Here is a 25790-nt window from a genome sequence, read left to right as displayed (position 1 = left end):
ATTTAGAAGCAAGAAGTGAGACGTACGTTCTGGCAAAGCGCCACTGAACGTACGTCTCACTTCTTGCTTCTAAATTCTCAGTTCTAGAGTTAAAACCGCTTTTGCAGCAGCTTTTCCATTTTCTCCTCCGTGAGGGGCTTGGCGAGGTACTCCACCCCTTCGTGCTGGGCTACGCGGGCAGTATCGGCGGCGTGCATAGAGGTGGTTAGCACGGCCAACACGGTTTTTTTGCGCACATCTTCGGGCAGGGAGCTATACAGTTTCAGAAACTCGAAGCCATCCATGCCGGGCATCTTCAAATCCACGAACACCAGCTCCGGCGGCGTGGGGGCCTGGCCATCGTTGGTAGTGCCCCACAGCTCCTGGTAAGCCTGTTCGGCCCGGAAGTACGTGAGCACCTGTTCCGCCACATCCAGCCGGCTCAACAGCCGGTTGTTCAGGAAACAAGTTGTTTCATTGTCATCCACCAGCACTACAGTGCGCAATTTGTTAGCCATACCCTAGCCCTAGTTATGTGTGAGAAAGAAGAGGAGAAGGGGCTTACAGCCAGCCCTGCTCCCGCATCCAGTCGTCATTGTAAATCTTACCCAGGTAGCGGGTTCCATGGTCGGGCAGAACAATGACCATCGTATCGCTTTCCTGCAGATGCTCTTTGGCATATTCCAAGGCTCCGTGCACGGCGGAACCGCACGACCAGCCTACGAACAGGCCTTCTTCCTTGGCAAGCCGCCGCGTCATCAATGCCGCATCCTTATCGGTTACCTTGATGAACAGGTCAATCAGATCGAAATCTACGTTTTTGGGCAGAATATCTTCCCCGATGCCCTCAGTTTTATACGGGTAGATTTCGTTTTCATCGAAAATGCCCGTTTCCTTGTATTTCTTGAATACGGAGCCGTAGGTATCCAGGCCCACCGTCACGATGTTGGGATTCTGCTCCCGCAGGTACTTGGCCGAGCCGCAGATAGTGCCGCCCGTGCCCACGCCGGCCGCGAAATGGGTGATTTTACCCTCCGTCTGCGCCCAGATTTCGGGGCCGGTGCTCTCGTAGTGCGCCGCCGTATTCGACATATTGTCGTACTGGTTGGGGTAGAACGAGTTGGGCGTTTCCTCGCTCAGGCGCTTCGCTACGGAGTAGTAGGAACGGGGGTCTTCGGGGGCTACGTCCACGGGGCATACCACCACCTCGGCGCCCACGGCCCGCAGGATATCCTGCTTTTCCTTGCTCTGCTTATCGCTCATCACGAAGATGCACTTATAGCCTTTGGCAATGGCCGCCAGGGCCAGGCCCATACCAGTGTTGCCGCTGGTGCCCTCAATGATGGTACCACCGGGTTTCAGCAGGCCGGCCTGCTCGGCGTCCTCCACCATTTTAATGGCCATGCGGTCCTTCACCGAGTTACCCGGATTCAGGTATTCTACTTTAACCAGCACGGTGCCTTTAATGCCGGCCGCGAGTTTATTGAGCTTCACCAGGGGCGTATTGCCCACGGCTTCCACAATGTTATTCAGGTACATACTGTGGGTGAGAGAGGTAAGAGGTACGGGAAGAGAGGCCGCAAAGGTACGGATTCCGGACGGGAGCCACTGGCTGCGCGCCAAAGTTTGCCGGGGGCCTATAGAAGGCTTCCACGCGGCGGAAAAGCACTTCCCAGGCATTATCCCTCCGCCGCGAACCGATAAATCTGGGCTTCGCTTCGGCTAAGCGGCAAAAACATCTACTTTTGCCCCGCCGCCGGCCCCGCCGCTGCGGTAGCATCCCACCCCAACCATCAGCATCTTCCGCTAACCCCACTTCTTCTCATGAGTGTTCTGGTAAACAAGGATTCCAAAGTGATTGTGCAGGGCTTTACGGGCTCCGAAGGCTCGTTCCACGCCCAGCAGATGATTGAGTACGGCACCAACGTGGTGGGCGGCGTAACGCCCGGCAAAGGCGGCACCCAGCACCTCGGCCGGCCCGTGTTCAACACCGTAGCCGAAGCTGTGCAGCAGGCCGGTGCCGATACCAGCATCATCTTCGTGCCGCCGGCGTTTGCCGCCGACGCCATCATGGAGGCTGCCGATGCCGGCATCAAGGTGATTGTGACCATCACTGAAGGCATTCCGACCAAGGACATGATTGCGGTGAAGGAGTACCTGAAAGGCCGCGAAGGCCTGCGCATGATTGGGCCCAACTGCCCCGGCGTAATGACGGCTGGTGAGTGCAAAGTGGGTATCATGCCCGGCTTTATCTTCCAGAAAGGCCGCGTGGGCATCGTGTCCAAATCGGGCACCCTGACCTACGAAGCCGTGGACCAGCTCACTAAAGCCGGCCTGGGCCAGACGACGGCCATCGGCATCGGCGGTGACCCCATCATCGGCACCACCACCAAAGAAGCCGTAGAGTTGCTCATGAACGACCCCGAAACCGAGGGCATCGTGATGATCGGTGAAATCGGCGGTGGCATGGAAGCCGAAGCAGCTCGCTGGATCAAGGAAACCGGCAACAAAAAGCCCGTAGTAGGCTTCATTGCCGGCCAGACTGCACCTCCCGGCCGCCGCATGGGCCACGCCGGAGCCATTGTAGGCGGTGCCGACGACACGGCCGCGGCTAAAATGGCCATCATGCGTGAGTGCGGCATCCACGTAGTGGACTCGCCCGCCGAAATCGGCGACACAATGCTGCGCGTGCTGGGCAGCAAATAATCAGTATATCAACAAGTTAGCTTCATAAAAAGCGGCTTCCGTCACTGGAAGCCGCTTTTTATTTTAAACAGCTCCTCCTTTCATCAAGGACATCTATTTAATGTGTTCGACCGGCCATTTTGCGCCGTTGATCTATCCATAGCGTGCATTGGGCAAGATTTCTGGCAGCTTCGCCCAGAGGTTTGAAAAATTGTCTGGATTCCTGAAGCTGGACCAATAACTTTGAAATCAACGGGGCTTTGTTCTGCTACCGTACTGCCAGCACCGTATGAGAAAACTGCTACTCTGGATTTTCCTATTGGGAGTACTCTGCCCCCTGCCCTGTTTGGCGCAGGGCCCCGTTGCCAGTCCGTTTGTCGTTCCAAATCAACCCAAATCCCTCCAGAAAACTCCCCGGTGGACGGCCATCATCACGGCTCATCCTGATGACTGGCAACTGTTTATGGGTGCCGCCATCTGCGAGGAGGCCCGGCACACGCGTCGTAAGCTGGTATTTATCTGCCTTACTGGCGGGCAGGCCGACGTAACCACAGATCGTTACTGGCAGGGGCGGGAAGCGGGCCATCGGGCCTCCGTGCAACAGGTTACCAACCCGCTGTCACCGGTGACAGCCACGGCATTCTCGGAAAAAGTACTCGTAAACGGACACGCCATTGACGCGTACCGTTCGCGGAATGCGGTGGCATTCTACCTTCACCTGCCCGATGGAGGCTTGCAGGGCAAAGGCCTAGCCCGGGGCCGCTTTCAGAGCCTGCAGCAGCTGCGCGACGCCAACCGCCCGCTGGTGCCGCTGAATGGCGGGCCCGCCTATACCTCCTGGAACGATTTAACGCAGACTATCCGGACTCTGCTGGCACAAGAGGCCATTAAAGGTCAACTCACGCTGCACATTCCGCAGACGGATACCCGGTGTAACCCTAGTGACCACTCTGACCACTACCTGGCGGGCTCCCTCGCCTTGAACGTAATGAAGCAGCTGGAATGCCGGTTTTTTCAGTATGTGGGCTACGATGTGAGCAAACGCCCCGTGAACCTCACCGCCGCCCAGATAAGCAACCAGCGTCAAGTGTACCGAGCTTACTGCCAGACGATGCTAGACCAAGGGCAGGAGGACGTCTGGGATGCCAAACACCTCGCTTTTATCGGGCACCAGTATGTACAGGTGAAACACCAGGCCGGCCCACAGCTGGAGCCAACCGGCAAACCAATTGTGGATAACACACCCGTTTCCCGGGATGAGACGGACATGGAGGAGGCGGACAATGATGAACTCATTGAAAAATACATGCGGTTTGCCCCCGCTTACCCAAATCCGGTAGCCGTTTCCACTCAGCTGATCTATACTATTCCGGTGGCGGCACCGGTGTGGCTGCGCATTCTGGACATGCAGGGGCGCGAAATTTTACTGCTACAGCGCGGCGCGGTGCAACAACCGGGTCAACATGAGCAGTGGCTGGACATCCAGGGTTTCCCTGCCTCCGGAACATACATTGCCGAGCTGCGGGTGGGCACCCACCTGCGACGGCAGCGACTCTCAGTAATCCATTAACTTTTTTCGGCGTCGCCGGCCTTCCGGGTTCTTTTATTTTTGCCCGTTACCGTGCACTACACCTGCCGCTTTCCGGCTTGCTCATCAACGCGGCGTCTTTTCCGGAGCTTCAGGCAGGTAGGTGTTTCCACTGAATGAGAAACACCAGAAAGAGCAGAATCTTTCACAAGGTATAGCTACCATTCAGGCCATCAACAGAGTTCGGTTAATAGCAGTCCTGGCGGGTTAAATTTTTTCCGATTCCGTATTCCCAGTTATTTTCCTCCGCTTTGCCCGCCCACGTTCACCACCAGCCCAAACTGAAACACGGAGTTAGCCGCCTTCAAATACCGCCGGTGCCGCAGCCCGAAATTGCTGCCGCTGATCAACTGAAAGTCAATGGGCCCCACCAGGTTGATGCGGGTGTAGGTAATAGGCTCCAGAAAGATGTTGTTTTCAGGCGTATGGGGCTGGCCGTCGAGGCGAAAGTTGGTGAGCGTAACGTAGCTGGCGCGCAGGGCTGTACCGTAGGTTACGGGCCAGTCGCGGCCGAGCACGTGGTAGGTTTTCTTGTCCTTGGAGGTGTAGTTGACCTGCACGAAGTACTTGTCGAGGCTGCCTTCGAGGGTGCGGGTAATGCCCTCAGCGGGCGTGCGCTCCACGCGCTTGGTGTGGCCCAGGCCGTAGCCGCCGTACACCTCCAGCACCCGCGAGTCGCGCAGACGGGTGTAGTAGCCCAAGCCCAGTTCCCCGAAGTCGTGGTCCTCGGCCCGCTTCTTCTTATCGGTGTGCAGAAACGAGGCCGAGCCCATCACACCCAGATGGTCGGACACGGCATAGGCCCCCTGTACGGCGGTATTCTGGCTGAAGTTAGTATGGATGCCCCCGCTCCACTCGCCCTTCTGGGTGAGTAGCGGCACTTGCGGCGGAGGCGGGAAGTACAACGACGAGCAGCCGGCCAGCAGCGGCAGCACCCCCAAAAATGCAACGCGACGAAGCAGGCTCAGCATAGGCAACGGGAAGATAGGAAGTTGACCCCACAACGTCGGCAGACGGGTTTCGTTGTGCAGCTTTCGGCCCCGGACCGGCAGTTTACCGGTTTTGGCCGTATAGGGGAATACTGTCCGGCTTCCGGACGGCTCACTTATCTGCCTCTCCACGTATGCCCCGTCCTACTCGTTTTGATGCTATCATCATTGGCTCCGGCCAAGCCGGCAACCCACTGGCTACGGCGCTGGCTAAAGCGGGCCGTAAGGTAGCCCTCATTGAAAAATACCTGCTGGGTGGCTCCTGCATCAACTACGGCTGCTCACCGGTGAAGGCCCTGCTGGCCTCTGCTGAGCGCGTGCACCAAGTAGCCACCGCCGCCGAATACGGCGTAAAAACCAGTGTCCCTAAACCAGATTTTCCGGCTATCATCGGGCGCAAGAACGCCATCATTCAGCACAAGCGCGACGGAGTGCGCGCTAATCTGACCAAGGAGCAGACAGGTATTACCGTGCTCATGGGGCATGCCCGCTTCCGCAGTGCCCGCGTGCTGCGGGTACAGCTTGATTCGGGAGAAATACAGGAACTGACGGCCCCGCTCATTTTCGTCAACACCGGCACCCGGGCAGCCGTACCGCCCATTGAGGGGCTGGCCGAAAGCGGCTTTCTTACTAATGTAGATATCCTCGACCTCAAGCAGTTGCCCGAGCACCTGCTGATTCTGGGCGGGGGCTACATTGGGTTGGAGTTCGGGCAGATGTTCCGCCGTTTCGGCAGCCGCGTCACCATCATCGACGCGGCCAAGAACCTGCTGGAGCGCGAGGACGACGACGTGTGCCAAGCCATGCGCCAGCAGCTGGAAGCCGACGGCGTGGAGTTTGTGCTGGAAGCCGAAGTGCGCCGCGTCTCACGCAACGCCGACGGCGAGTACACCCTCACGGCCAGTACCCCCGACGGGGAGCGGCGCCTGCGCGGTTCCCACCTGCTGGTGGCCGTGGGCCGGGAGCCCAACACCGACGACCTAGGCCTGGAAACCACCGGCGTGGAAACCGATGAAAAAGGTTACGTGCTGGTAAACGAGCGGCTGCAAACCAACGTGCGTGGTATTTACGCCCTCGGCGACGTGCACCCCGGCCCCCAGTTCACCCACCTGGCCTACGACGACTACCGCGTGGTGCGCGACAATATTCTGCACCGCAAGCGCCGCTCGGCCAAAGCCCGCCCCCTGCCCTACGTGGTATTCACCCAGCCCCAGCTGGGCCGCATCGGCCTCAGCGAAAAGCAGGCCCGCCACGAAAAGATAGCCTACCGCGTAGCCACCATGCCGGTACGCGTGGTGGGCCGGGCCCAGGAAACCAGCCTTACCGACGGCTTTATGAAGGTACTCGTCGATGACAAAAACCACATCCTCGGGGCCACTATCTTCAGTGAGCAGGGCGGCGAAATCATGTCGATGATTCAGCTGGCTATGGCCGGCGGCCTCACCTGCGACGACCTGCAGAACACCGTATTCGCCCACCCTACTTGGGCGGAGGCGCTTAACAACTTATTCGCCAAGCTGGTGAAGGCGAGCTAATACGGTTACTCCCTGAACCGATGTGGGTAAATCGTACATCCCAGGGAAGTGAATAGCCGGCCTTCCTTGGTATTGCGAATACGCTCATCCGGGGAGGGCTGGTTCCGCTCATCCGGTGATATGGACAGACTAGTGGTCAAACGCAGTTGTAGCCAGGAAAATGCATCCGGGTTGCTAAAACTGATAAAGGCCATCGGCTCTACCCGCGTCATCTGGCGCAGTGGCACAGGTGTGCCTTGGTCTGTTAAGGAGGTAAACCGCACCTGCGCCAGCCGCACGCTTGCTCCGTACCCCAGACGTCCGGCGTTCAGCCAGCTTTCATCCCGCACCACGTACACTTCCGCGTGGAGCTTCTGAAATTTAGCCGCATAGCTGCGAAATCTCACTGTATCCCAGCGGGCTTCGAAACCACCATCCTCAAACCGTCGGCTACTTTTTCCGCCTCCGTAACCGGCCAACCCGCCTATTACCCACCCGTTACCCAGGTCCCGGTATGTGCCCACACCCGCTTCCAGTTGCCTGATGCGGAAGTAGCTGGAGTCGCCGCCGCCCGTTTTCAACCCGCCCGCAACCCGCACCAGCAGGTTGTTCACTGGTGAGTAGGTTACGGCGCTTTCCAACCGGCCATTGATGTAAGCACTGGCGGCTACTTCGGCCTGTCCCTTCTGCCGGATAAGCGGGGCTGCCGGCTGCAACGGAGCGTACACGGAGCAACTGGCCAGTAGCAGGGATGCACTAGCGGCCGGCAGGTTAAAAAGAAGTATAGTTGGGCGCATATAGTTTTATTATGTGAGGTAACCGTTACCCAGGAGTCGGAAATTGCTTGCCGCGTTGCATTACTGCCAAAACACAACCGCCCCCGCAGCCAAGGCTGCGGGGGCGGTTGTGTACTATCACAAGCTAAAGCGTGTGCTACTTGGCGTAGGCCACGGCGCGCATTTCGCGGATAACGGTGATTTTGATCTGGCCGGGGTACTGCATCTCCTTCTCGATTTTCTGGGAAATTTCGTAGCTCAGCTCGGCTGCCCGTTCGTCGGTTACGTTCTCGGCGTCCACCATCACACGCAGCTCGCGGCCGGCCTGAATGGCGAAGCACTGGTTCACGCCTTTGAAGCCGTTGGCGGTTTCCTCCAACTGCTTCAGACGCTTGATGTAGCTCTCCATCATCTCGCGGCGGGCACCGGGGCGCGAGCCGGAAATGGCGTCGCAGGCCTGCACCAGGGGCGAAATCATGGCCGTCATTTCCATCTCGTCGTGGTGGGCGCCAATGGCGTTTACCACGTCAGGGTGTTCCTTGTACTTTTTGGCCATTTCCATGCCCAGGATGGCGTGGGGCAGCTCGGGCTCCTCGGTGCTTACTTTGCCGATGTCGTGCAGGAGGCCGGCGCGCTTGGCGTGCTTCACGTTCAGGCCCAGCTCGGCGGCCATAGTGGCGCAGAGGTTGGCTACCTCGCGGCTGTGCTGGAGCAGGTTCTGACCGTACGACGAGCGGAAGCGCATGCGGCCCACCATCTTGATCAGCTCGGGGTGCAGGCCGTGGATGCCCAGGTCGATGATGGTTTTCTCCCCGATTTCCACGATTTCCTCGTCGATGTTCTTGCGGGTTTTGGCCACAATCTCCTCGATGCGGGCCGGGTGGATGCGGCCGTCCTTCACCAGCAGGTGCAGGCTCAGGCGGGCCACCTCGCGGCGCACCGGGTCAAAACCCGAGATGATGATGGCCTCGGGCGTGTCGTCCACGATGATTTCGACGCCGGTAGCGGCTTCCAGGGCCCGAATGTTGCGACCTTCCCGGCCGATAATCTTGCCCTTCACGTCGTCCGATTCGATGTTGAAAATGCTCACGCAGTTCTCAATAGCGTGCTCGGCGGCGGTGCGCTGAATGGTTTCCAGCACTACTTTCTTGGCGTCCTTGGTGGCTGTGAGCTTGGCCTGGGCCACCACGTCCTTGATGTAGGAGCTGGCCTGAATCTGGGCTTCGTTCTTGAGGCTTTCCACCAGTTGCTCGCGAGCTTCGGCGGCCGTGAGGCCCGAAATGGTTTCGAGCTGGGAAGTTACCTGCTGCAGCTTTTCGCTCAGGTCCTGACGGGTTTCCTCCAGTTCCTGCTCCACTTCCTGCTCGCGCTGCTCCAGCTTGGCCAGCTGGGCTTCGAGGGTGGCTTTGCGTTTTTCTTCCTGAGCTTCCAGCTTTTCGCGCTGCTGCTGGGCCTGCGTTTCAATTCGCTCCCGGGTGGCATCCAGCTCTTTTTCCTTGCGCTGAATCTGCTCCAGCTGCTTTTGGGTGGTGAGGCTGAGCTGTTTGATGCTCTGCTCCTGCTCCACTACGGCGGCGCGGCGCTCGGTCAGTTCCTGGTCGAGGGCCTGCTTCTGGCGGCGGCTTTCCTGTTCGAATTCCTGCTTGAGGGTGCGGAATTTATCTTTCGACTGCTGAATCCGCTCGTCGCGGGTGCGGGTAGCCTGGGCTTCGGCCTCGGCCAGCAACTGCTGAGCCCGGGCTTTGGCATCGGCTTCGTGGTCCTGCCGGGCTTTGCCAGCCAGCAGGCGCCCCAGTACCACGCCTACCACGAGGGCAAGCACGGCGGCCAGGACAATATAGAGAGGTTCGGACATGAGCTATAAGAGGGGGTTAAAGGAAGAAAGAAACCCATAGCTCCGTAGAAACGCCAATGCCCGCGCAGGCAGCAGGGCCGATTGCCCCGCCCTGCTCGGGCTGCTACTTCGCGTGGCGGCAAGCCGCTCTCGGCTACACCAGCACCATCCCCGACAACAGCTTGTCCAGGCGCGCGAGGCGCTCAGTCAGAGCCGCATCGGTCCCATCCTTTTCCTTCGTGACCTTCAGGCGGTCAGCCATCGTTGATAAGGCAATCATGGCCAGCAGATCCTGCTTGTCCTGAATGCCGTACTGCTCCCGAAACTCCTTCAGCCGCTCGTTTAGCAGCCGGCCTGCCAGGCGCAGACGTTCCTCGTCCTCAGGGCTTACCCGCATGGGGTAGTCCCGATCGGCAACGCGGATTTTGATGGATAAATCGGACATCAGTAGCCAGTGGGCGGTGGGGTTGGTATGGTGGTGGTTACTCCCTCAAATAGGCAAGGCACTTATCTATTTCTCGGATGTATTCGTTGAGGCGAAGTTTCAGCTCGTTGACATTGGCCGGTTCCCCGGCTATGGTATTGACAAGTTTAGTGATATTCTCCTGATTCTGGAAATCCTTCAACTGCCGCTCCCGGTCGCGCACGTCGGCCTGCAGCTGCTGAATGGTGGTTTGCGAATCGGCCAGCTCCTCGCGCAACTGCTGATAGGCAGCCACTAAGGTGGTCACCTGCCGCTCCAGGCGGTCGAGTTGCGCAAGCTGCTGGGTGGATGCCATTTTTTTGGGTTGCGAGTTTCCAGTTACCAGTTGCCAGTCAGGAGTTACTGGTTGCCAGTTACCGGGTCAAATTATAACTAATCTGCCACTGGTAACCGGCAACCGGAAACTCGTAACTGATTTTACTTCCGAATCAGGGCCCCAGCCTGCTGCTCGAACTGCTGGATGAGGCGGTTCATCACCGAGTCGATGGCCTGGTCAGTGAGGGTTTGGGCAGGGTCCTGGAGCAGGAAGCTCACAGAGTAGGACTTCTTGCCCTGGCCCAGGTTGTCGCCCTCGTACACGTCGAACACGTTCACCTGCTGCAGGAGTTTCTTCTCGGTGCGGCGGGCAATCTGCTGGAGCTGGTCGAAGGTGACGGTTTTATCCACCACCAACGATAGGTCGCGGCGCACTTCCGGGAACTTGGGCAGCTCGCGGGCTACCAGCGCGTTTTTGTACTTGCGCATCAGCCAGTCCCAGTCCAACTCGGCGTACCACACCGGCTGGCTCACGTCGAGGCGCTTCAGGATGGCCGTTGATACCGCGCCCAGCTGAGCTACCGGCTGGTTCTGGGCCAGCAGCGTGAGGCCACCGGCCAGGTACGGGTGCTGCACCGGCTGCGAGGTGGGCTGCGGGAATCCCAGCGAGGCCAGCACCTGCTGCACCGCGCCGGCCAGCTGGTGGAAGCTGCTCTTGTCCGACTTCTGCTGCCAGGTTTCGGCGGCGGTGTTGCCGGTGAGGTAAATGACCAGCTTGTTGTACTCCTCGTACTGGCCGCCGGCCTTCTGGCGGTAGGCTTTGCCGAACTCGTACAGCTTCAAGTCGCGCTGGCGGCGGTTCACGTTGTGGCGAATTACCTCCAGGCCGCTGTGCAGCAGCGTGGGCCGCATCACGTTCAGCTCGGCGCTGTTGAAGTTGAGCAGGCGCACCAGCGTCTCGTCCTGCTCCCCTTCCTTCTCAAAGTACAGCGAGTTGGTGATGGAGTTGGTAATGATTTCCGAGAATCCCTGGCCGCTGAGCAGCCGCGCCGTATTCTGGCGGATAATTTCGGGGTCGGGGTTGGGGAACTGGGCCAGGTACGTAGCCGAGTTGTGGGGGCGCAGAGCCACGTGATTGTAGCCGTAGATGCGCAGGATTTCCTCAATCACGTCGGCCTCGCGGGTCACGTCCACCTTATGCGGCGGCACCGACAAAATCCACTCTTGCGGGGAATTATGAGAGTTGAGTGCAGAGTTATGAGTTGAGCCCGTTTGCCCATTCATAATTCCTACTTCATCACTCATAATTTCCTCCGCAATGAGGATATCGAGGTCAGTCAGGATCTGACGGATGCGCTCGGGGGCAATGAACTGGCCCACCAGCTTCTCCACGCGGGGCAGGCGCAGGCGCACCGGCGTATGGCCGATGTGGGCGGGGTACTCGTCTACCACGGGGGCGGCCACGGTAGCGCCGGCCACTTCCTGCAGCAGCAGGGCCGCCCGCTTCAATCCGATGAGCGCCATGTTCGGGTCGGTGCCCCGCTCGAAGTGGAAAGAGGCGTCGGTTTTGAGCTGGTGGGTCTGGCCGGTTTTGCGCACCACGGCCGGGGCGAAGTAGGCGCTTTCCAGGAACACGCGGGTGGTGGCTTCGCTCACGCCCGAGGCCTTGCCCCCGAACACGCCCGCCAGGGCCATGGGCGCGCCATTGGCATCGGCAATAACCAGATCCTCGGCGCGGAGAGTGCGCTCGGTGCCGTCGAGGGTGGTGAACTTCTCCCCTTCCACGGCCCGCTTCACGCGCACCTGGTTGCCGCTGATCTGGTCGGCGTCGAAGGCGTGCAGGGGCTGGCCCAGCTCGTGCAGCACGAAGTTGGTTACGTCCACCACGTTGTTGATGGGCGAAAGGCCGATGCTGCGCAGGCGGCGCTGCAGCCACTCGGGCGAGGGACCTACCTGCACGTTTTCGAGCAGCAGGCCGGCGTAGCGCGGGGCCGCGGCGGCATCTTCCAGGGTTACGCGGATGGGCGCGGCAGCCGTGGCCGGGGCGTGGAAGCCGCTGATATCGGGCAGGTGGCAGGGCTGGCGCAGCAAAGCGCGTAGCTCGCGGGCCACGCCGTAGTGCGAGGCGGCGTCGGCGCGGTTCGGGGTCAGGCCAATTTCCAGGACCGCATCGGAGCCCAGGCCGAAGTACTCGGCGGCGGGTGTGCCGTTGGGCAGGTCGGTATCGAGCACCATAATGCCGGCGTGCGACTGACCCAAGCCGATTTCGTCCTCGGCGCAGATCATGCCCTCGGAGGCCAGGCCCCGGATTTTGGACTTCTTGATTTTGAACGGCTCCCCTTCGGAGGGGTGCAGCACGGCCCCGTCGAGGGCCACTACCACGCGCTGGCCGGCGGCTACGTTGGGGGCGCCGCACACAATCTGGCGGGTGGTGCCGTCGCCTACGTCCACGGTGGTAACGCTGAGCTTGTCGGCGTCGGGGTGCTTTTCGCGGGTGAGTACGGTGCCCAGCACCACGCCCCGCAGGCCGCCGGGTACGCTTTCCAGCTCCTCAATGCCTTCCACCTCCAGCCCGGAGCCGGTCAGCAGCTTGCCAATCTCCTCGGCGGGTTTATCGGTAGGAATGAGCGTGCGGAGCCAGTCGAGGGATATTTTCATCAGTTACGAGTTGCGAGTTGTCAGTTGCCGGTTGCTCGGCGGTTCGCTGCCAGAATTGTGCTGGCAACAAACCACGAGCAGCTCACTGACTACAAAGGTACGGATTCGGGCGGGCGGCAGAAAACGAACCCGCGTGGGTAGTTTCGGTGTATATTTCGGTACAACAACCGGTAGTATCTATATGTCGAACCGCCCTGCTATTTCGGAGGAGGCCATTGTACTGCGCGGCCCGCTGGTTACTGGCTTCACAGACGAGGAGTTTTTCCAGTTCTGCCAAGACAACCGGGACCTGCGCGTAGAGCGCACCTCCGACCACGAAATTATCTTTATGTCGCCCGCCGGTTTCCTCTCCAGCTCGGCCAGTGCCGAAGTCGTTTTTCAGCTCAAGCTCTGGAATAAGCAGCACCAGCTGGACCGCGTCGGCGAATCGTCGGCGGCGTACGTGCTGCCCGATAAGGCCACGCTCTCACCCGATGCTTCGTGGTTTAGTCAGGCAAACTGGGCGCGGGTGCCAGCGGAACTGCGCAACAAGTTCCTGCCCATCTGCCCGGAGTTTGTGGTTGAAGTTAAATCTCCCTCCGACCGAATTTCCACTCTGCAAGCCAAAATGGAGCAGTGGCTCAGCAACGGCGCACAGTTAGGTTTTTTGCTGGATGTAGAAACCGAAACAGCTTGGGTGTACCGTGTCGGCCAGCCTGCAGAGGAATTACACGGCTACGCCCGGGAGCTGGATGCAGCACCCGTCTTACCCGGTTTCCGCCTGGATTTGCAGCCGTTACGGGAGGAGTAAATGCGTGTCATTCCTCGCTCCGCTCGGAATGACACGCATTTGTGGAATACTATTACTTAAACGTCTTCTCCCCGGCTTTGATTTCCACGGGCAGGCGGTTGTCGGCGGGGGGTACGGGGCAGGCGTAGCCGTCGGCGTAGGCGCAGTAAGGGTTGTAGGCTTCGTTGAAATCCAGCACTACTTCCGTGTCACCGGCGGCGGGCAGGGGGGCGTCGAGGTAGCGGCCGCCGCCGTAGGTGGCAAAGCCGTTGGTGCGGTCGGTGAAGGGCACGAACAGCGTGGTGTCTTTGCCGTCGGCTTTCAGGAACAGCGTGAGCTTGTACTCCTGCTTGTTGAGCAGGAAGCTGGCCCGGCCCCAGCGCAGGTACTTATCGGCCTTGCCGTCGGTGAGGGGTACTTCCACGGTATCGCGCTGCGAAAACTGCTCCAGTTGGGCCTCAAAGCGGTAATCCGTATCCGGAGCGTAGTATTTCAGGCTGTCGAAGGTCTGACGTTGTTCCGGGCTCAGGGGCGAATCCTCGGCCCGGCGGAAGCCCGTATTCTTAGCCTCCCGGGCCTTGCGCAATTGGGCGGCGTACTGGTCGTCGTTGAAGAGAATATCCTGGGCAAAGTAGCCGAACACCAGCAGCAGGCCGAGGGCAATGAGCAGTTTGGGATTTAAGCGCACCTTGGGGAGAGTTGAATTATGAATGATGAGTGATGAATTGAGCGGCCGACACCGGAAGCAGATTCACCACCGGCCCAAAGTTCTTCATTCCCGGCGCAACTCTCGTTACGCCTACGGAATGGTAGGGTGAATACGGCCTGATTCAAACTTCTTCACAGCACATCCAAGCGCTCTGGTATTTCATAACTCATCATTCATCACTCAACATTCACCCTACAGCATGCCCTCGTCGGCGAAGCTATAATAGCCGTTGTCGGTGTAGATGAGGTGGTCGAGGATGGGCAGGTCGAGGAACTGGCCGGCTTCCTTGAGCTTGCGGGTGAGGGCAATATCGGCGGCGCTGGGGTTCTTGTTGCCGCTGGGGTGGTTGTGCACCAGAATCACGCTGCTGGCCAGCTGCTCCAGGGCTTCCTTGAAAATGAGTTTGGGGTCGGCCACGGTGCCGGCCACGCCGCCCCGACTGATGCTCACGGTGCGCATCACCACGTTGGCCCGGTTCAGTAGTACCACCCAGAACTCCTCGTGGGGCAAATCCTGGAGGTGAGGCCGCACTACGCGGTAAATGTCGCGCGAGCAGGTGATGGTGGCGCGGGCGGGGGCATCGGCTTCCTTGCGGCGGCGGCCCAGCTCCAGGGCCGCCATAATGGTAATGGCCTTGGCCTCCCCTATTCCCTTCTGGCGCATCAGCTCTTTCAGGGAGAAGCGGGCCAGGGCGTTCAAATCATTCTGGGCGGCGTTGAGCACCAGCTTGGCCACATCCACGGCCGAGAGCTTGGCGGTGCCAGAACCCAGCAGAATGGCCAGCAACTCGGCATCCGAAAGGGCGGCGCGGCCTTTTTGCATCAGCTTTTCGCGGGGCCGGTCTTCCTCGGCCCAGCTTTTTATACCGAAAGCCGTGGGCGTTTCATAGGGCCGCGTGGCAGCCTCGGGCGGCAGGGGCAGTTGGATATTTTCGGTCAGATTGTCAAACTCTTGCATAGGGCACCGTTGTTGTTAGCCCCGGAATTTAAAGCAAAAACCCCGCAACCCCGTTTCTACCAGTAACAATCCGGTACCGGCCACTACCTGGCCGGCGGATTTGTTGATTTTCGTATGCGCAATCCATCGTTTCTCGTGTTCTTTTTCGCCCTGGTAGCCGCCGCCGAGTGGTACGGCTATCAGGCGTTTCGTACCGCTTTTGCCTCTTCCGAGTCCGGGAACCGCCGCGTGGTGGCGGGGGTGTACTGGGCGGTTTCACTGCTGGTTTGGGGTTTGGGCATCTGGGCCATGCGCAACCGCCATGAGCATCCTTCCTTTAAATCCTATCTGGGTGGGGTGCTGCTGGCCGTGCTGGCGGCCAAAATCGTTATCCTGATTCCGCTGCTGCTGGAAGACCTGACGCGCCTGGGCCGCTGGGCCTTACAGCTGGGCAGCCGCCCGGCCGGCAATGCCGGGTCCAGTATTTCGCGCAGTGAGTTTCTGAGCAAGGCGGCCCTGGTGCTGGGGGCCGTGCCGTTCGTATCGCTCGTCTGGGGCATGGCCAAGGGCGGCACCGACTACACCGTGCGCCGGGTAACGCTGCGCTTCCCCAATCTGCCGGCTTCCTTCGATGGGTTCAAACTGCTGCAGATTTCTGATTTGCACACGGGCTCTTTCCACTCCAAAGAGCCGCTGCAACGGGCGGTGCAGCTCATCAACGAGCAGCAGGCCGACCAGATTTTCATGACCGGCGACCTGGTGAACAACTACGCCACCGAGGTGGAGGAGCACATCGACACGCTGGCCGGCATCCAGTCCAAGCTGCCCATTTACTCCATCCTCGGCAACCACGATTATGGAGACTACGTGCCAGAATTCAAGGAGGACCGTTCGTTGTGGACCGCCAACCTGGCCCGCCTGAAGCAGAACCACGCCAAAATTGGCTGGGAGCTGCTCCTCGACGAAGCCCGCACCGTGGAGCGCAACGGCGAGAAAATTGCTATTCTGGGCGTGCAGAACTGGGGAGCCCGGGGCTTTACCCAGTACGGCAACTTGGCCAAAGCCCACGCTGCTGCTGACCCTACTGCACCGTTCAAAATTTTGCTCTCCCACGACCCCTCGCACTGGGACGGGCAGGTGCACCAGTACGAGGATATCGACCTGACGCTGTCGGGTCACACGCACGGGATGCAGTTCGGCGTGAACCTGTCGTTTATGAAGTGGAGCCCGGTGCAATATGCCTATAAGCAGTGGGCAGGCCTGTATCAGCGCGGCAAACAGTATTTGTACGTGAATGCCGGGCTGGGCTTTATCGGCTACCACGGCCGGGTTGGCTTCCTGCCCGAAATTACCGTATTCGAGCTGCGACGCGGATAAACCCTTGATTTTCCGGCATCTGAATAACAGCCACTGTGGACTACCGCAGTGGCTTTTTGCTGGCCCGGTAGTAACCGGCCGAGCTTGCACTCCGTATAGGCTGCATTATATTTTTCCCACCTTCTTCTCTCATCAGATTTCTCTCAACTCATGAACAAGTCCCTGCTTATCCTCTCGGCTGCTGCCGCTTTCCTGACGGCTTCCTGCTCCGAGAATAAAACCGCCGAAACCACCGACGCCATGAATGACGGCGCCATGACTACGACCACCACCACCACGGCCACCCAGACATCTTACTCGCCCGAAGCCATTGAGCGCCGCGCCGACCGAATGTCGATGGACATGGCTAGCAAGATGAAATTCGACGACGCCACCCGCGACAAGGTGCGCACCGCCTACATGAACCGCGGCCAGCGCCTGGCCGAGCTGGAAACCCGCTACGCCACCGACACAATGGGCCGCGCCGCCGCCATGCGCGACGTATACACCTCCACCGACACGGAGATGAAGGGCATTTTCACCGACCCCACGCAGTATTCAGCCTACGAATCGAGCCGCGCGGACTACATGGACAGCCGCTACATGGATGATAGCAACATGAGCAGTTCGTCCTCGAGCATGGACAACAGCAACATGAGCAGCTCGTCCGATATGAGCACCACTTCCTCTACTGACAACATGCAGTCGGGCACCAACGTGGAAAAAATGAAGGTGAAAGCCGAAGACGGCAGCAAGATGAAAGTGAAAAGCGACGGCACGGTAAAAATGAAAGACGCCGACGGCGAAAAGTCCAAGATGTAAGGCTGGCCTGCCAGCACCTATTTCGCAAGAAGAGTCACATCCGCCGGGTGTGGCTCTTTTTTTGTCCGGCTCACCGGCGGCTCCCTGCCCTGCAACGTGGCGGGCTCTTTTTGTCTCCTTTTGGCGTTGCTCCGTCGATGTTGCCCCAGCGCCGGTAGGTTTTATTGGGTTTATGTGCCCGGGGTGCGTTAGTTTGCTGCCTGATGATGCGTTTTCGTTTGCCGGCCCGTTGGGCGTTGCGTGGGTTATTACTGCTGCCACTGCTGCTAGTGGTGGGGCTGGTGCAGGCGCAGGTTCGGGTTACGGGTACCGTTACTGATGCGGTTTCCCGCCGTCCTATTCCCGGTGCAACAGTGTTATTACAGCGCACCCGCACTGGTATTATGGCCACCAATGAGGGCGACTTCAGCATCACGGCCAAGAACACCGACACACTGGTTTTTCGGGCCGTGGGGCACAAGCCACAACGGCTGTTGCTGGCGGGCACCGGCCTCTCCCAGCTCATCGTGCAGATCAGGCTACAGCAGGATACCGTGCAGTTGGGTGAGGTACGTATCACGGAAGGCCGTCCCGACCGCGCCACCATCAACCGGGCCCTGCGTAACATCAAGCGGCCCAGTACCGCACCCACCAGCGCCGTGAAGCGCCCACCCGCGCCCAAACCCCTGTTTCCCGTCGATTCGGCCGCGCCTAAAGCTCCGGTGCCCACCCTGGCCAGCCCCGTGAGTCTGCTGTATGAGCAGTTCTCCCGTGAAGGCAAGCAGCGCCGCAAAATGGAGGAAATCAACCAGCAGGAAGCCGCCGCCAAAGCCGCCGAGCTGGACCGCCAGAACCGTCGCCGCTACAACAAGAACTTTAAGGACAATACCGGCTACGAGGTGAAATAGCAGCGGATTTGTGAAATAAGCGGCAAGAAATTGTCAGCCTGAGCCCAACGCAGGCCCTGGCCCGCATTACAACAATTTTGCTCTGTTCAGGATGCCCGCCACATTTTGCTTTATCCTTCATTCCCCTTTCCCGTACAGCCAGGAATGAAGATTGGATATCCCTGTGTAAACGAGTCGCTGGATTGCACCACTACCAGCACATTTCGGCTGGCCTCCTACTCCGATGAGCGGGTGGAAACGGCCGTGAGTAACAACCTACGCTGTTTGCTGCGCATTTTGGCCTGGAACGTAGAACAGGGTCTGCTGTTTTTCCGGATTGGCTCAGGCGTAGTGCCATTTGGCTCCCACCCCATCAACACGTTTCCCTGGCAAACGCGCTTTGCGGCTGAGTTCCGGCAGGTGGGCGACTTCGTGAAGGCCCACGATATGCGCATCTCCTTTCACCCCGACCAGTTTGTGGTGCTCAACTCGCCCAGTGAGGATATTGTGGAGCGCAGCATTCAGGAACTCATCTACCAAGGCTCGATGCTGGACCTGATGGGCCTCGACAGTACCCATAAGCTGCAGATTCACGTGGGCGGCCTCTACGGCGACCGGGAGCTGGCCATCAGCCGCTTCATTGCCACCTATCAGCGGCTGCCCGAGGCGGTGCGGGTCCGCCTCGTCATTGAAAACGATGACCGGCTATTCAGCCTGCAGGATTGCCTGCGCGTGCACCAGGCCGTGGGCATTCCTATCCTGTTCGATAACTTTCATCATGAATGCCTGAACCACGGCGAGCCAATGGCCGAGGCCTTACGTCTGGCCGCCGCCACCTGGCACCCCACCCACGACGGCGTGATGATGATGGACTACAGCTCCCAGGCCCACGGGGAGCGGAAAGGCAAGCATACAGCCTCCCTGGAGGAAGAATTGTTCCACGGCTTTCTGCATGACTTGGGCGACCTAGATGTGGATATCATGCTTGAAATTAAAGACAAGGAGGCCAGTGCCGGCCGGGCCTGCGGTATTCTGCGCAACCTGGGCCGCATTGCCGTGGCCGAGGCATCGTAATACCCGCGACACGGGCACTTAACCCATAGTATCAGCGGGCCGTATTGCTTCGGGAGCCCCCTGTCAGTCCGGTTCACATTCACCTACTTCTCCCCTACTCATGGTATTTATTGATCTGCTCAACGCCACCACTCACTCCCTCAGCAACGGCCTAACAGGTATTCCGCTTACCGCTGCCATGGATAACACGGAAACCTGGCAGCAGCACCTGCTGCAAAGCGGCGAACCGGCCCTGCAGGATATTGGCCGCGAACTGGGAAACCTGCAGTCGTTGCTCAGTGCCGGCAACGGCGGCCTTAACGGAGCCGCCATTGGCCGCTCCCTGAGTATGCTGGGCAGCCAGGTAGCAGAGGTAGTACGCGCTGCGCCTGACGAGGTACGTGGCGGCCTTTCCGCCCTCTCCGATCAGCTCCTGAAAGCTGGGGGCCAGTTGGAAGAAGCCCGTTAGCATCAGTAAAAATTTCAAGTAGAAAAGCCGCCCCCTGCTAGCAGGGGGCGGCTTTTCTACTGAATAACACAGCAGGTTACGGGCGAATAGTACCGGCTGGCGTGGTGGAAACCGGGTTAGTTACTGTTCGCACCCGGCGGCTATTAGTGGTAGTGGTGCGCGGCATTCCAGACTGAGTACCCACGCCGCGACGCATGGTTCCCGACGCACCGGCTGGCATGGTAGTGGGTCGCTGATTGGGCGCACCGGGCAGGCTGGTCTGAGTCGGGTTACTGGTAGTGGGCGTGCGTTGGTCGATGGTGCCGGGGTTGATGGTGGGATTTGCCGGATTTTGGGGAGGAACAGTAGTTTGGTTAAGCGTTCCGCCCCTTTGCGGCTCGGAGGGCGAAATCTGGGCGGAGGCGGCCGTGACAGTCAGCAGCAGCGCGGCAGTACACAGGGAAAATTTCATAGTGAAATAAATCAGCGAAAGAAAAGGCCCGCCCCAATAGCAGGGTGGCAGGTAGCTGTACGTGAGGCTACTTCTATTCGCTGGCCGAACCCGAAATCTTGTTTATACTCCGTTGAGCTTGCTTTGCCCTGGTTGTGTTTGATACAGAACGGTCATGCTGAGCGCAAACGACTCTACAGACGCAACCATGTCTATCAACTCTGCCTCAGCCCCTTTCCTATTCAGCCCGCCACCGGCAGCGTGAAGCGGAAGGTGCTGCCGCTGCCCAGCTCGCTTTCCACCCACAGCTGCCCGCCCTGGCTGCCGATGAACTCGCGGGCAATGCTCAGGCCTAGGCCCGAGCCGCCACGGTAGCCGGTTTTGTCGGGAATCTGGACGAAGCGCTGGAAGATTTTTTCCTGGTACTGGGGCGCAATGCCGGGGCCGTGGTCCTGCACCAACACCTCCACCTGCTGCCCGCCCGCGGCCAGCGCCGCCCGAATATGCAGCTGCCCTTGCTCGGGGGAGTAGCGGATGCCGTTGGCCAGCAGGTTGAGCAACACCCAGGTGGTTTTCTCGATGTCGGCACGCACGGGGGGCAGCTCGGCGGGCACCTGGATGTCGAGGGTGAGCTGCTTGGGCTGGAGCTGGAGCTGAATGGTATCGGCGGCGAACTGCACGATGTCGCGCACCTGGGTGGGCTGGAAGTTGAGCTGAATGTTGCCCGATTCCAGCCTCGACACGTCAATCAGCTCGCCCACCAGCTTCAATAGCCGCTGGTTTTCCTGCTTGATGGTGGCCAGAATGCGCTGCTGCTCCTCGTTCACGGAGCCCACTTTGCCGTTCTGCAGCAGTTTCAGGCTGAAGTTGATGCTGGAAAGCGGCGTTTTCAGCTCATGCGACACCGTGGCCAGGAAGTTCGACTTGGCCTGGTCCAGCTTCTTGAACTCCGACACGTTGTGTAGCGTGAGGATAGAGCCCACGAATTCCATCTTATCCAGCGCCTCGTTGAAGCTGATGACGTCGTTTACGGCCACGCGGTAGTACACTTCCTCGCCGTTCTGGGCCAGGGTGAGCACCGGGGCGGCCTCCTGGGGGCGCTGGGCGGCGGGCGTATCCAAGTGACGCAGCAGCTCCCGGAACAGGTCGTTGTGGCGGGCCAGTTCGTCGGCCGGCTGGCCCAGCAGTCCGGCGGCTGGCTGGCCCAGCAGCTCGGCGGCCACGGGGTTCACCAGCAGCACCCGGCGGTGCTCATCCACCAGCAGCAGGCCCTCATCGAGGTTGTTCACGATGCTGGCGGCGCGGTTGCGCTCGGCCATCAGCTGGGCCAGCGTGGAGGTGCGGTAGTCCTGCAGCTGCACCAGCATACGGTTGAAAGCCCGCGCCACGGTGCCAAACTCGTCGTGGCTTTCCACCGGAATGGAGGACGAGTAGTCCTGATTGGTGGCGTTTTCGATGCTGGCCGTGAGCTTGCGCAGTCCCCCCACGGCCGCCTCGGGCACGCTTAGTACAAACAGCAACGACGTCAGCAGGGCGAAGGTGAGCAACGCCAGCACGTAGCGCTGCTGCTGGGTGGCGGTGCGGTTGGCGACTTCGTTTTTGCGGGTGAGGGCCTGAGTGTTCAGGTCAATCATGCGGTAGGTGAGCCGTCGGAACTCCTGCATTTGCTCCTGCCACGCCTGTAAGGAGGTTGTATCGGAGGCCAGATAACGATTCAAATCACCAACTCTTTCAACCAAGGAGTCTACCACCTGCTGCTCGCCGGGCTCCGTGATGTTGCCCGCTTCCCGCGTCAACAGCTGCTCGAAGCGTTTCTTGGCATCATCATCCAAAGGTGCTTCGCGCAGCTGTAGCTGGTCGAGGGCGCGCAGCATCTGCTGGCCCAGCTCTACGGAGTAGAAATTGTCCTGCAGCACGTTGCGCGCCGTGCGGTCGAGGCGGTTGAGCGAGAACAGGGTAAACGCACTCACCCCCAGCAGCAGCAGCAGCATGGTGACGAAGGCCAGGGTGATTTTGGTTTTGAGGTTCATGGGCGGGCAATATCAGGGCTAGAAACTAGCTCCCCTCCTTGGAAAGGAGGGGCTGGGGGTGGTTGACAATCGTTAAACATTCATTAAAAACTAGCTCTAAAACCGTTCTGGGAAAATCAACCACCCCCAACCCCTCCTTTCCAAGGAGGGGAGCTAGTTTCTAGCTTCGCGCTACATCAGTAACTCACCAGAAACACGTCCACGTCCAGCGGGGAGCGGGCTACGGCGCGGATGAGGCGGCGCGTGACGCCGGGGCGCAGCAGGCGCTGCCACCAACTCTTCTCACTGGTGACGCCGCAAATCAGCAGCGTGACACCTTTTTCCTGGGCCACGCGCAGGATTTCGGGCACTACGTCGGTGGCTTTCACGCGCAGAATCTGGCCACCCAGCTCGGTGGTGAGCTGCAGGTTGTTGAGCAGGTGGCGCTGGGTGGCCAGGTTGATACGGTCGGCCGATTCGCGGGGCGTCTGCACGTAGAGCACGGCCCAGGAGGCGGCCGAGAGGCGGTCGGCGAGGCGGCTGGTTTTGCGGATGATTTCCTTGGCTGCCGGGGCGTTGGCGTTGATGCAGGCCAGCAGCCGGTCCTGGTTGCGGCGCTCGGGGGCCACGGGCGCGGCCCCGCCGCCGTCGGTTTCAATCTGGCGGCTGATGAGGTTGGCGGTTTCGCGCACGGCCAGCTGGCGCAGCTGCAGCAGGTTTTCGGCCTGAAAGAAGTTCTGCAACGCCGTGGTCACCTTAGCCGCATCGTAGATCTTGCCTTCTTCCAGGCGGGCGCGCAGCTCGCCCACGGTCAGGTCCACGTTCACCACCTCGTCGGCCAGCTTCAGCACCTGATCGGGCACGCGCTCCGTCACGTCGGTGCCGGTGATGCGCAGTACCTGGTCGTGCAGGCTTTCGAGGTGCTGAATGTTGACAGCCGTGAGCACCGAAATACCGGCCCGTACCAGCTGTTCCACGTCCTGCCAGCGTTTCTCGTTCTCGGAGCCGGGCACGTTGGTATGAGCCAGCTCATCCACCACCACCACCGAGGGCCGGCGCTGCAGAATGCCCTGCACGTCCAGCTCCTCCAGCATGCGGCCCTTGTAGAAAATGTGCTTGCGCGGCACGGTGGGCAGGTCGCGCAGCTGGGCCACGGTGCCGGGGCGGCCGTGGGTCTCCACGTAGCCCAGCACCACATCCACGCCGTGGGCGCGCAGCTCGTGGGCTTCCTGCAGCAGGCGGTAGGTTTTGCCCACGCCGGCCGCCAGCCCCAGGTACACCTTCAGCCGCCCGCGCCGCCGCTGCTGCACCAGCCGCAGAAACCGCTCGGCCGATTGGTCGCGCTGTTGGTCGTCGTTATCGTTCATGATAGTTGCCCCACCCCCTAGCCCCCTCTCCTGCAGAGAGGGGGAACTAGCTCTAGCTTTTTAGTCTTCGTTTTTTCGCCAAGCATACCTTTCAAACTAGCTCCTAAAAATTAGCAGCTAGTTCCCCCCTCTCTGCAGGAGAGGGGGCCAGGGGGTGAGGCAACCCCGCTAAAACGCCAGCGCGATGCTGCTGGTGAGGTTGCCGTAGTTGCGGGTGGGGTTGCCGTTGCGGTCCGAAAGGAAGGGCTGGCGGCCGTGGAAAGTGCGGCCCTCTACCCTGAACGTCACGTTGCTGGTGGGCGCGTAGTCGAGGTTGAGCGAGGCAGCCTGCACCTTGAAATCGGCAGCAGCGGCTACCGGCGAAATGGTGCTGATGATGACGCCCCGGTCGGCATTGTAGTACTCGGCGCGGGCGGCGGCGGTCCACTTATCGGCTAGCTTGTAGCGCACGAAGGCCGCACCGGTGTGCCAAGTATCGGCCTTGCCGCCGCGCTGCTCGTTTTCCTGCTTGCCCACGTCGAACACCAGGGCTAGGCTGAGGCGGTCGGTGGCGGCGTAGCTCACGTAGAAATCGTGGAAGTAGCGGCGGCGGCGCACCGAGTCCTGGGGTTGCTCGTTGCCGTAGAAGGTGCTGCTGTTGATGAGCAGCTTATCAGTAGGCTTCCACTGAATTTGGGTGCCCAGGGCCTTGGCCTGGTTGTTTTCGCGGATGTTCTGCCAGCCGTTAAGCACCAGCCCGGTTAGCGTCAGCTTGGGGCTCACCTCGTAAGTCAGGCGCGCGCCGGCCTCGTAGTACGGCGAGTTTTCGGCCATCAGGGAGCGGGTCAGCGTCCAGTTGTCCTTGCTCAGGGCCGACTCAAACCCGATGTGCGAGCCGAAAATACCCACGTCGAGCCAGGCTTTTTTGAAGGGTCGAAAGCCGACGTAGGCTTCGTACAGATGCTTGAGCACCTGGTCCTCGGCCGCGTAGTTGGCCGATACATAGGTGCCCGCGTGCAGGCCCAAGGCCCCGCGCACCTGCCCGTTGTCGTAGCGCAGACCGATAACGGCGTTGTTCACCGTAAACTCGTTCTGGCGGTTGTGCGAGTACAGGAAGCCGGGCCGCTGGTTGGTGGCCGCGTGCTTGAAATCATAGCCGTAGTAGCCATCCACAAACCCGTAGGTAGTAAGCGGATTGGCCGGAGCCGCCGCAGCTGCCGTGGAATCGGGCGTGGTTTGGGCCATAGCAGCCGAAGCCGTGAGCAGTGCAGTAGCGGTAAAAAGAACCAGTGGTTTCATTGGGAAAGAAAGAATGCAGAGGACCTCACCCCCCGGCCCCCGGTTCGCTTGATGCGCGAAGCTTCGGGGAGAGGGGGAACCTGACGATTTTTGATCAGGCGGGTGGCGGGGAAGTAATACGGAATTGAAGTTGTAAAGCAACGAAAACGGGCCGGGAGGCAGTAGCGCGAACTGTGTAGTTCGCGCCCCAGAACGACAATCGTTGCAACGGCGCGGGGGCGCGAACTACACAGTTCGCGCTACTGGCTTACTGCTTCAGGCTACCAGTTGCAGCAGCAGCCACAGCAGCGCCAGAGCCAGCAGGGTGTAGCCGGGGCGGAAGCGGCGGCCGCGGTGCCGGTGGGCCCGCAGCCGCCAATGGGCGCGGGCCCGGTGCGCGGAGGCAGCCACCGGCTAACGGTTCTGCAGGGCGTCGAGGGCCACGTTCAGGCGCAGCACGTTCACCCGGTCGGGGCCGAAGGCGCTGTGCTGGGTGTGCTCCGTCACCAGGGCCTGCACCTTGGCGGCATCGAGGTTGCGGGCTTTGGCCACGCGGGCTACCTGCACGGCGGCGGCGGCGGGCGAGAGGTGCGGGTCGAGGCCCGAGCCGGAGGCAGTGAGCAGTTCGGCCGGCACCTGGGCCTTGGTTACGCCGGGGTTCTGCACCAGAAACGTATCGAGGCGGGCCTGCACGGTGGCCAGGTAATCGGGGTTGCTGGGGCCTTTGTTGGAGCCGGCCGAGCCGGCGGCGTTGTAATCCACGGCCGAAGGGCGGCCCTGGAAGTATTCGGGCCGGGTGAAGTTCTGGCCCACGTTATCGTAGCCCACCACGCGGCCCTTGTGGCGGATGGTTTCGCCCTGGCCGCTGGCCGGGGCCAGCTGAGCGCCGGCCCACACCAACGCGGGGTAAATCAGGCAGCACACCACCAGCAGCACAAGAGTCAGGCGGAATGCGGGAAGCAGGTTCTGTTTCATGGAAAAGGGA

At 60.3% G+C, this 25790-nt stretch carries 24 protein-coding genes and 1 pseudogene; 9 read left to right on the top strand and 16 right to left on the bottom strand.

Annotation, left to right across the window (positions count from 1 at the left end; genetic code table 11):
• Nucleotides 1–89 precede the first annotated feature (89 nt).
• Entirely contained in the window at nt 90–497 is a 408-nt protein-coding gene (locus tag ACN19L_RS15695) for a response regulator (protein WP_426490414.1), read from the bottom strand.
• 46 nt (nt 498–543) lie between these two features.
• Nucleotides 544–1518: pseudogene (locus tag ACN19L_RS15690) on the bottom strand (PLP-dependent cysteine synthase family protein); the annotation flags it as partial.
• A gap of 285 nt (nt 1519–1803) precedes the next feature.
• On the opposite strand from ACN19L_RS15690, the gene sucD reads away from it, so the two are divergent.
• Nucleotides 1804–2685, top strand: coding sequence for a succinate--CoA ligase subunit alpha (sucD, locus tag ACN19L_RS15685; RefSeq protein WP_426490413.1), 882 nt, complete (start codon nt 1804–1806; stop codon nt 2683–2685).
• A 268-nt stretch (nt 2686–2953) separates the two neighbouring features.
• Entirely contained in the window at nt 2954–4234 is a 1281-nt protein-coding gene (locus ACN19L_RS15680) for a T9SS type A sorting domain-containing protein (RefSeq protein ID WP_426490412.1), read from the top strand.
• 254 nt (nt 4235–4488) lie between these two features.
• Here ACN19L_RS15680 and ACN19L_RS15675 read toward each other — a convergent pair whose 3' ends face one another.
• A complete protein-coding gene (locus tag ACN19L_RS15675) occupies nt 4489–5223 on the bottom strand; it encodes a hypothetical protein (RefSeq protein ID WP_426490411.1) in 735 nt (244 codons plus the stop codon).
• A gap of 152 nt (nt 5224–5375) precedes the next feature.
• Between ACN19L_RS15675 and ACN19L_RS15670 the strand changes: the two genes are divergently transcribed.
• The gene (locus ACN19L_RS15670; protein WP_426490410.1) at nt 5376–6776 is read left to right on the top strand and encodes a mercuric reductase; all 1401 of its coding nucleotides are present in this window, start codon (nt 5376–5378) and stop codon (nt 6774–6776) included.
• Between the two features lie 5 nt (nt 6777–6781).
• Here ACN19L_RS15670 and ACN19L_RS15665 read toward each other — a convergent pair whose 3' ends face one another.
• From ACN19L_RS15665 to pheT, 5 genes are all read right to left on the bottom strand, one after another.
• Nucleotides 6782–7369 carry a hypothetical protein gene (locus tag ACN19L_RS15665; RefSeq protein WP_426490409.1) on the bottom strand — a complete coding sequence of 196 codons (588 nt, stop codon included), beginning with the start codon at nt 7367–7369 and terminating at the stop codon, nt 6782–6784.
• A gap of 319 nt (nt 7370–7688) precedes the next feature.
• Complete coding sequence (gene rny / locus ACN19L_RS15660; protein ID WP_426490408.1) at nt 7689–9386, bottom strand: ribonuclease Y; 1698 nt, start codon at nt 9384–9386, stop codon at nt 7689–7691.
• Nucleotides 9387–9519: 133 nt separating this feature from the next.
• Nucleotides 9520–9810, bottom strand: coding sequence for a cell division protein ZapA (locus ACN19L_RS15655; RefSeq protein WP_426490407.1), 291 nt, complete (start codon nt 9808–9810; stop codon nt 9520–9522).
• 37 nt (nt 9811–9847) lie between these two features.
• The gene (locus ACN19L_RS15650) at nt 9848–10144 is read right to left on the bottom strand and encodes a hypothetical protein (protein ID WP_125420402.1); all 297 of its coding nucleotides are present in this window, start codon (nt 10142–10144) and stop codon (nt 9848–9850) included.
• Between the two features lie 122 nt (nt 10145–10266).
• Nucleotides 10267–12762 carry a phenylalanine--tRNA ligase subunit beta gene (pheT, locus tag ACN19L_RS15645; protein WP_426490406.1) on the bottom strand — a complete coding sequence of 832 codons (2496 nt, stop codon included), beginning with the start codon at nt 12760–12762 and terminating at the stop codon, nt 10267–10269.
• 181 nt (nt 12763–12943) lie between these two features.
• Between pheT and ACN19L_RS15640 the strand changes: the two genes are divergently transcribed.
• Entirely contained in the window at nt 12944–13552 is a 609-nt protein-coding gene (locus tag ACN19L_RS15640) for a Uma2 family endonuclease (RefSeq protein WP_426490405.1), read from the top strand.
• A gap of 52 nt (nt 13553–13604) precedes the next feature.
• Here the strand turns inward: ACN19L_RS15640 and ACN19L_RS15635 are convergent, their stop codons facing one another.
• Nucleotides 13605–14219: a DUF1684 domain-containing protein gene (locus ACN19L_RS15635; protein ID WP_426490404.1), complete on the bottom strand. Its 615-nt coding sequence runs from the start codon at nt 14217–14219 to the stop codon at nt 13605–13607.
• 213 nt (nt 14220–14432) lie between these two features.
• Entirely contained in the window at nt 14433–15197 is a 765-nt protein-coding gene (radC, locus tag ACN19L_RS15630; protein WP_426490403.1) for a RadC family protein, read from the bottom strand.
• A gap of 114 nt (nt 15198–15311) precedes the next feature.
• On the opposite strand from radC, the gene ACN19L_RS15625 reads away from it, so the two are divergent.
• From ACN19L_RS15625 to ACN19L_RS15605, 5 genes are all read left to right on the top strand, one after another.
• Nucleotides 15312–16553, top strand: a complete 1242-nt coding sequence (locus tag ACN19L_RS15625; protein WP_426490402.1) for a metallophosphoesterase — start codon at nt 15312–15314, stop codon at nt 16551–16553.
• Nucleotides 16554–16703: 150 nt separating this feature from the next.
• Nucleotides 16704–17354 carry a hypothetical protein gene (locus tag ACN19L_RS15620; protein WP_426490401.1) on the top strand — a complete coding sequence of 217 codons (651 nt, stop codon included), beginning with the start codon at nt 16704–16706 and terminating at the stop codon, nt 17352–17354.
• A 203-nt stretch (nt 17355–17557) separates the two neighbouring features.
• Nucleotides 17558–18241 carry a carboxypeptidase-like regulatory domain-containing protein gene (locus ACN19L_RS15615; protein ID WP_426490400.1) on the top strand — a complete coding sequence of 228 codons (684 nt, stop codon included), beginning with the start codon at nt 17558–17560 and terminating at the stop codon, nt 18239–18241.
• Between the two features lie 144 nt (nt 18242–18385).
• Nucleotides 18386–19294: a UV DNA damage repair endonuclease UvsE gene (gene uvsE, locus ACN19L_RS15610; protein WP_426490399.1), complete on the top strand. Its 909-nt coding sequence runs from the start codon at nt 18386–18388 to the stop codon at nt 19292–19294.
• Between the two features lie 100 nt (nt 19295–19394).
• Nucleotides 19395–19742, top strand: a complete 348-nt coding sequence (locus tag ACN19L_RS15605) for a hypothetical protein (RefSeq protein ID WP_426490398.1) — start codon at nt 19395–19397, stop codon at nt 19740–19742.
• 76 nt (nt 19743–19818) lie between these two features.
• Here the strand turns inward: ACN19L_RS15605 and ACN19L_RS15600 are convergent, their stop codons facing one another.
• The 6 genes from ACN19L_RS15600 to kdpC form a co-directional block, all read right to left on the bottom strand.
• Nucleotides 19819–20193, bottom strand: a complete 375-nt coding sequence (locus tag ACN19L_RS15600) for a hypothetical protein (protein ID WP_426490397.1) — start codon at nt 20191–20193, stop codon at nt 19819–19821.
• A gap of 221 nt (nt 20194–20414) precedes the next feature.
• Nucleotides 20415–22202, bottom strand: coding sequence for an ATP-binding protein (locus tag ACN19L_RS15595; RefSeq protein ID WP_426490396.1), 1788 nt, complete (start codon nt 22200–22202; stop codon nt 20415–20417).
• Between the two features lie 176 nt (nt 22203–22378).
• Nucleotides 22379–23548: a sensor protein KdpD gene (locus ACN19L_RS15590; RefSeq protein ID WP_426490395.1), complete on the bottom strand. Its 1170-nt coding sequence runs from the start codon at nt 23546–23548 to the stop codon at nt 22379–22381.
• Between the two features lie 168 nt (nt 23549–23716).
• Nucleotides 23717–24826 (bottom strand): porin, encoded by a 1110-nt coding sequence (locus ACN19L_RS15585; RefSeq protein ID WP_426490394.1) that lies wholly within the window; start codon nt 24824–24826, stop codon nt 23717–23719.
• A 255-nt stretch (nt 24827–25081) separates the two neighbouring features.
• Entirely contained in the window at nt 25082–25216 is a 135-nt protein-coding gene (locus ACN19L_RS15580) for a hypothetical protein (RefSeq protein ID WP_261990105.1), read from the bottom strand.
• 3 nt (nt 25217–25219) lie between these two features.
• Nucleotides 25220–25780: a potassium-transporting ATPase subunit KdpC gene (kdpC, locus tag ACN19L_RS15575; protein WP_426490393.1), complete on the bottom strand. Its 561-nt coding sequence runs from the start codon at nt 25778–25780 to the stop codon at nt 25220–25222.
• Between the last annotated feature and the right edge of the window lie 10 nt (nt 25781–25790).

Origin of the sequence: Hymenobacter sp. 102, assembly GCF_049949205.1 — a bacterium.
Classification (GTDB): Bacteria; Bacteroidota; Bacteroidia; order Cytophagales; family Hymenobacteraceae; genus Hymenobacter.
This window is presented reverse-complemented; position numbering and strand designations above follow the sequence as displayed.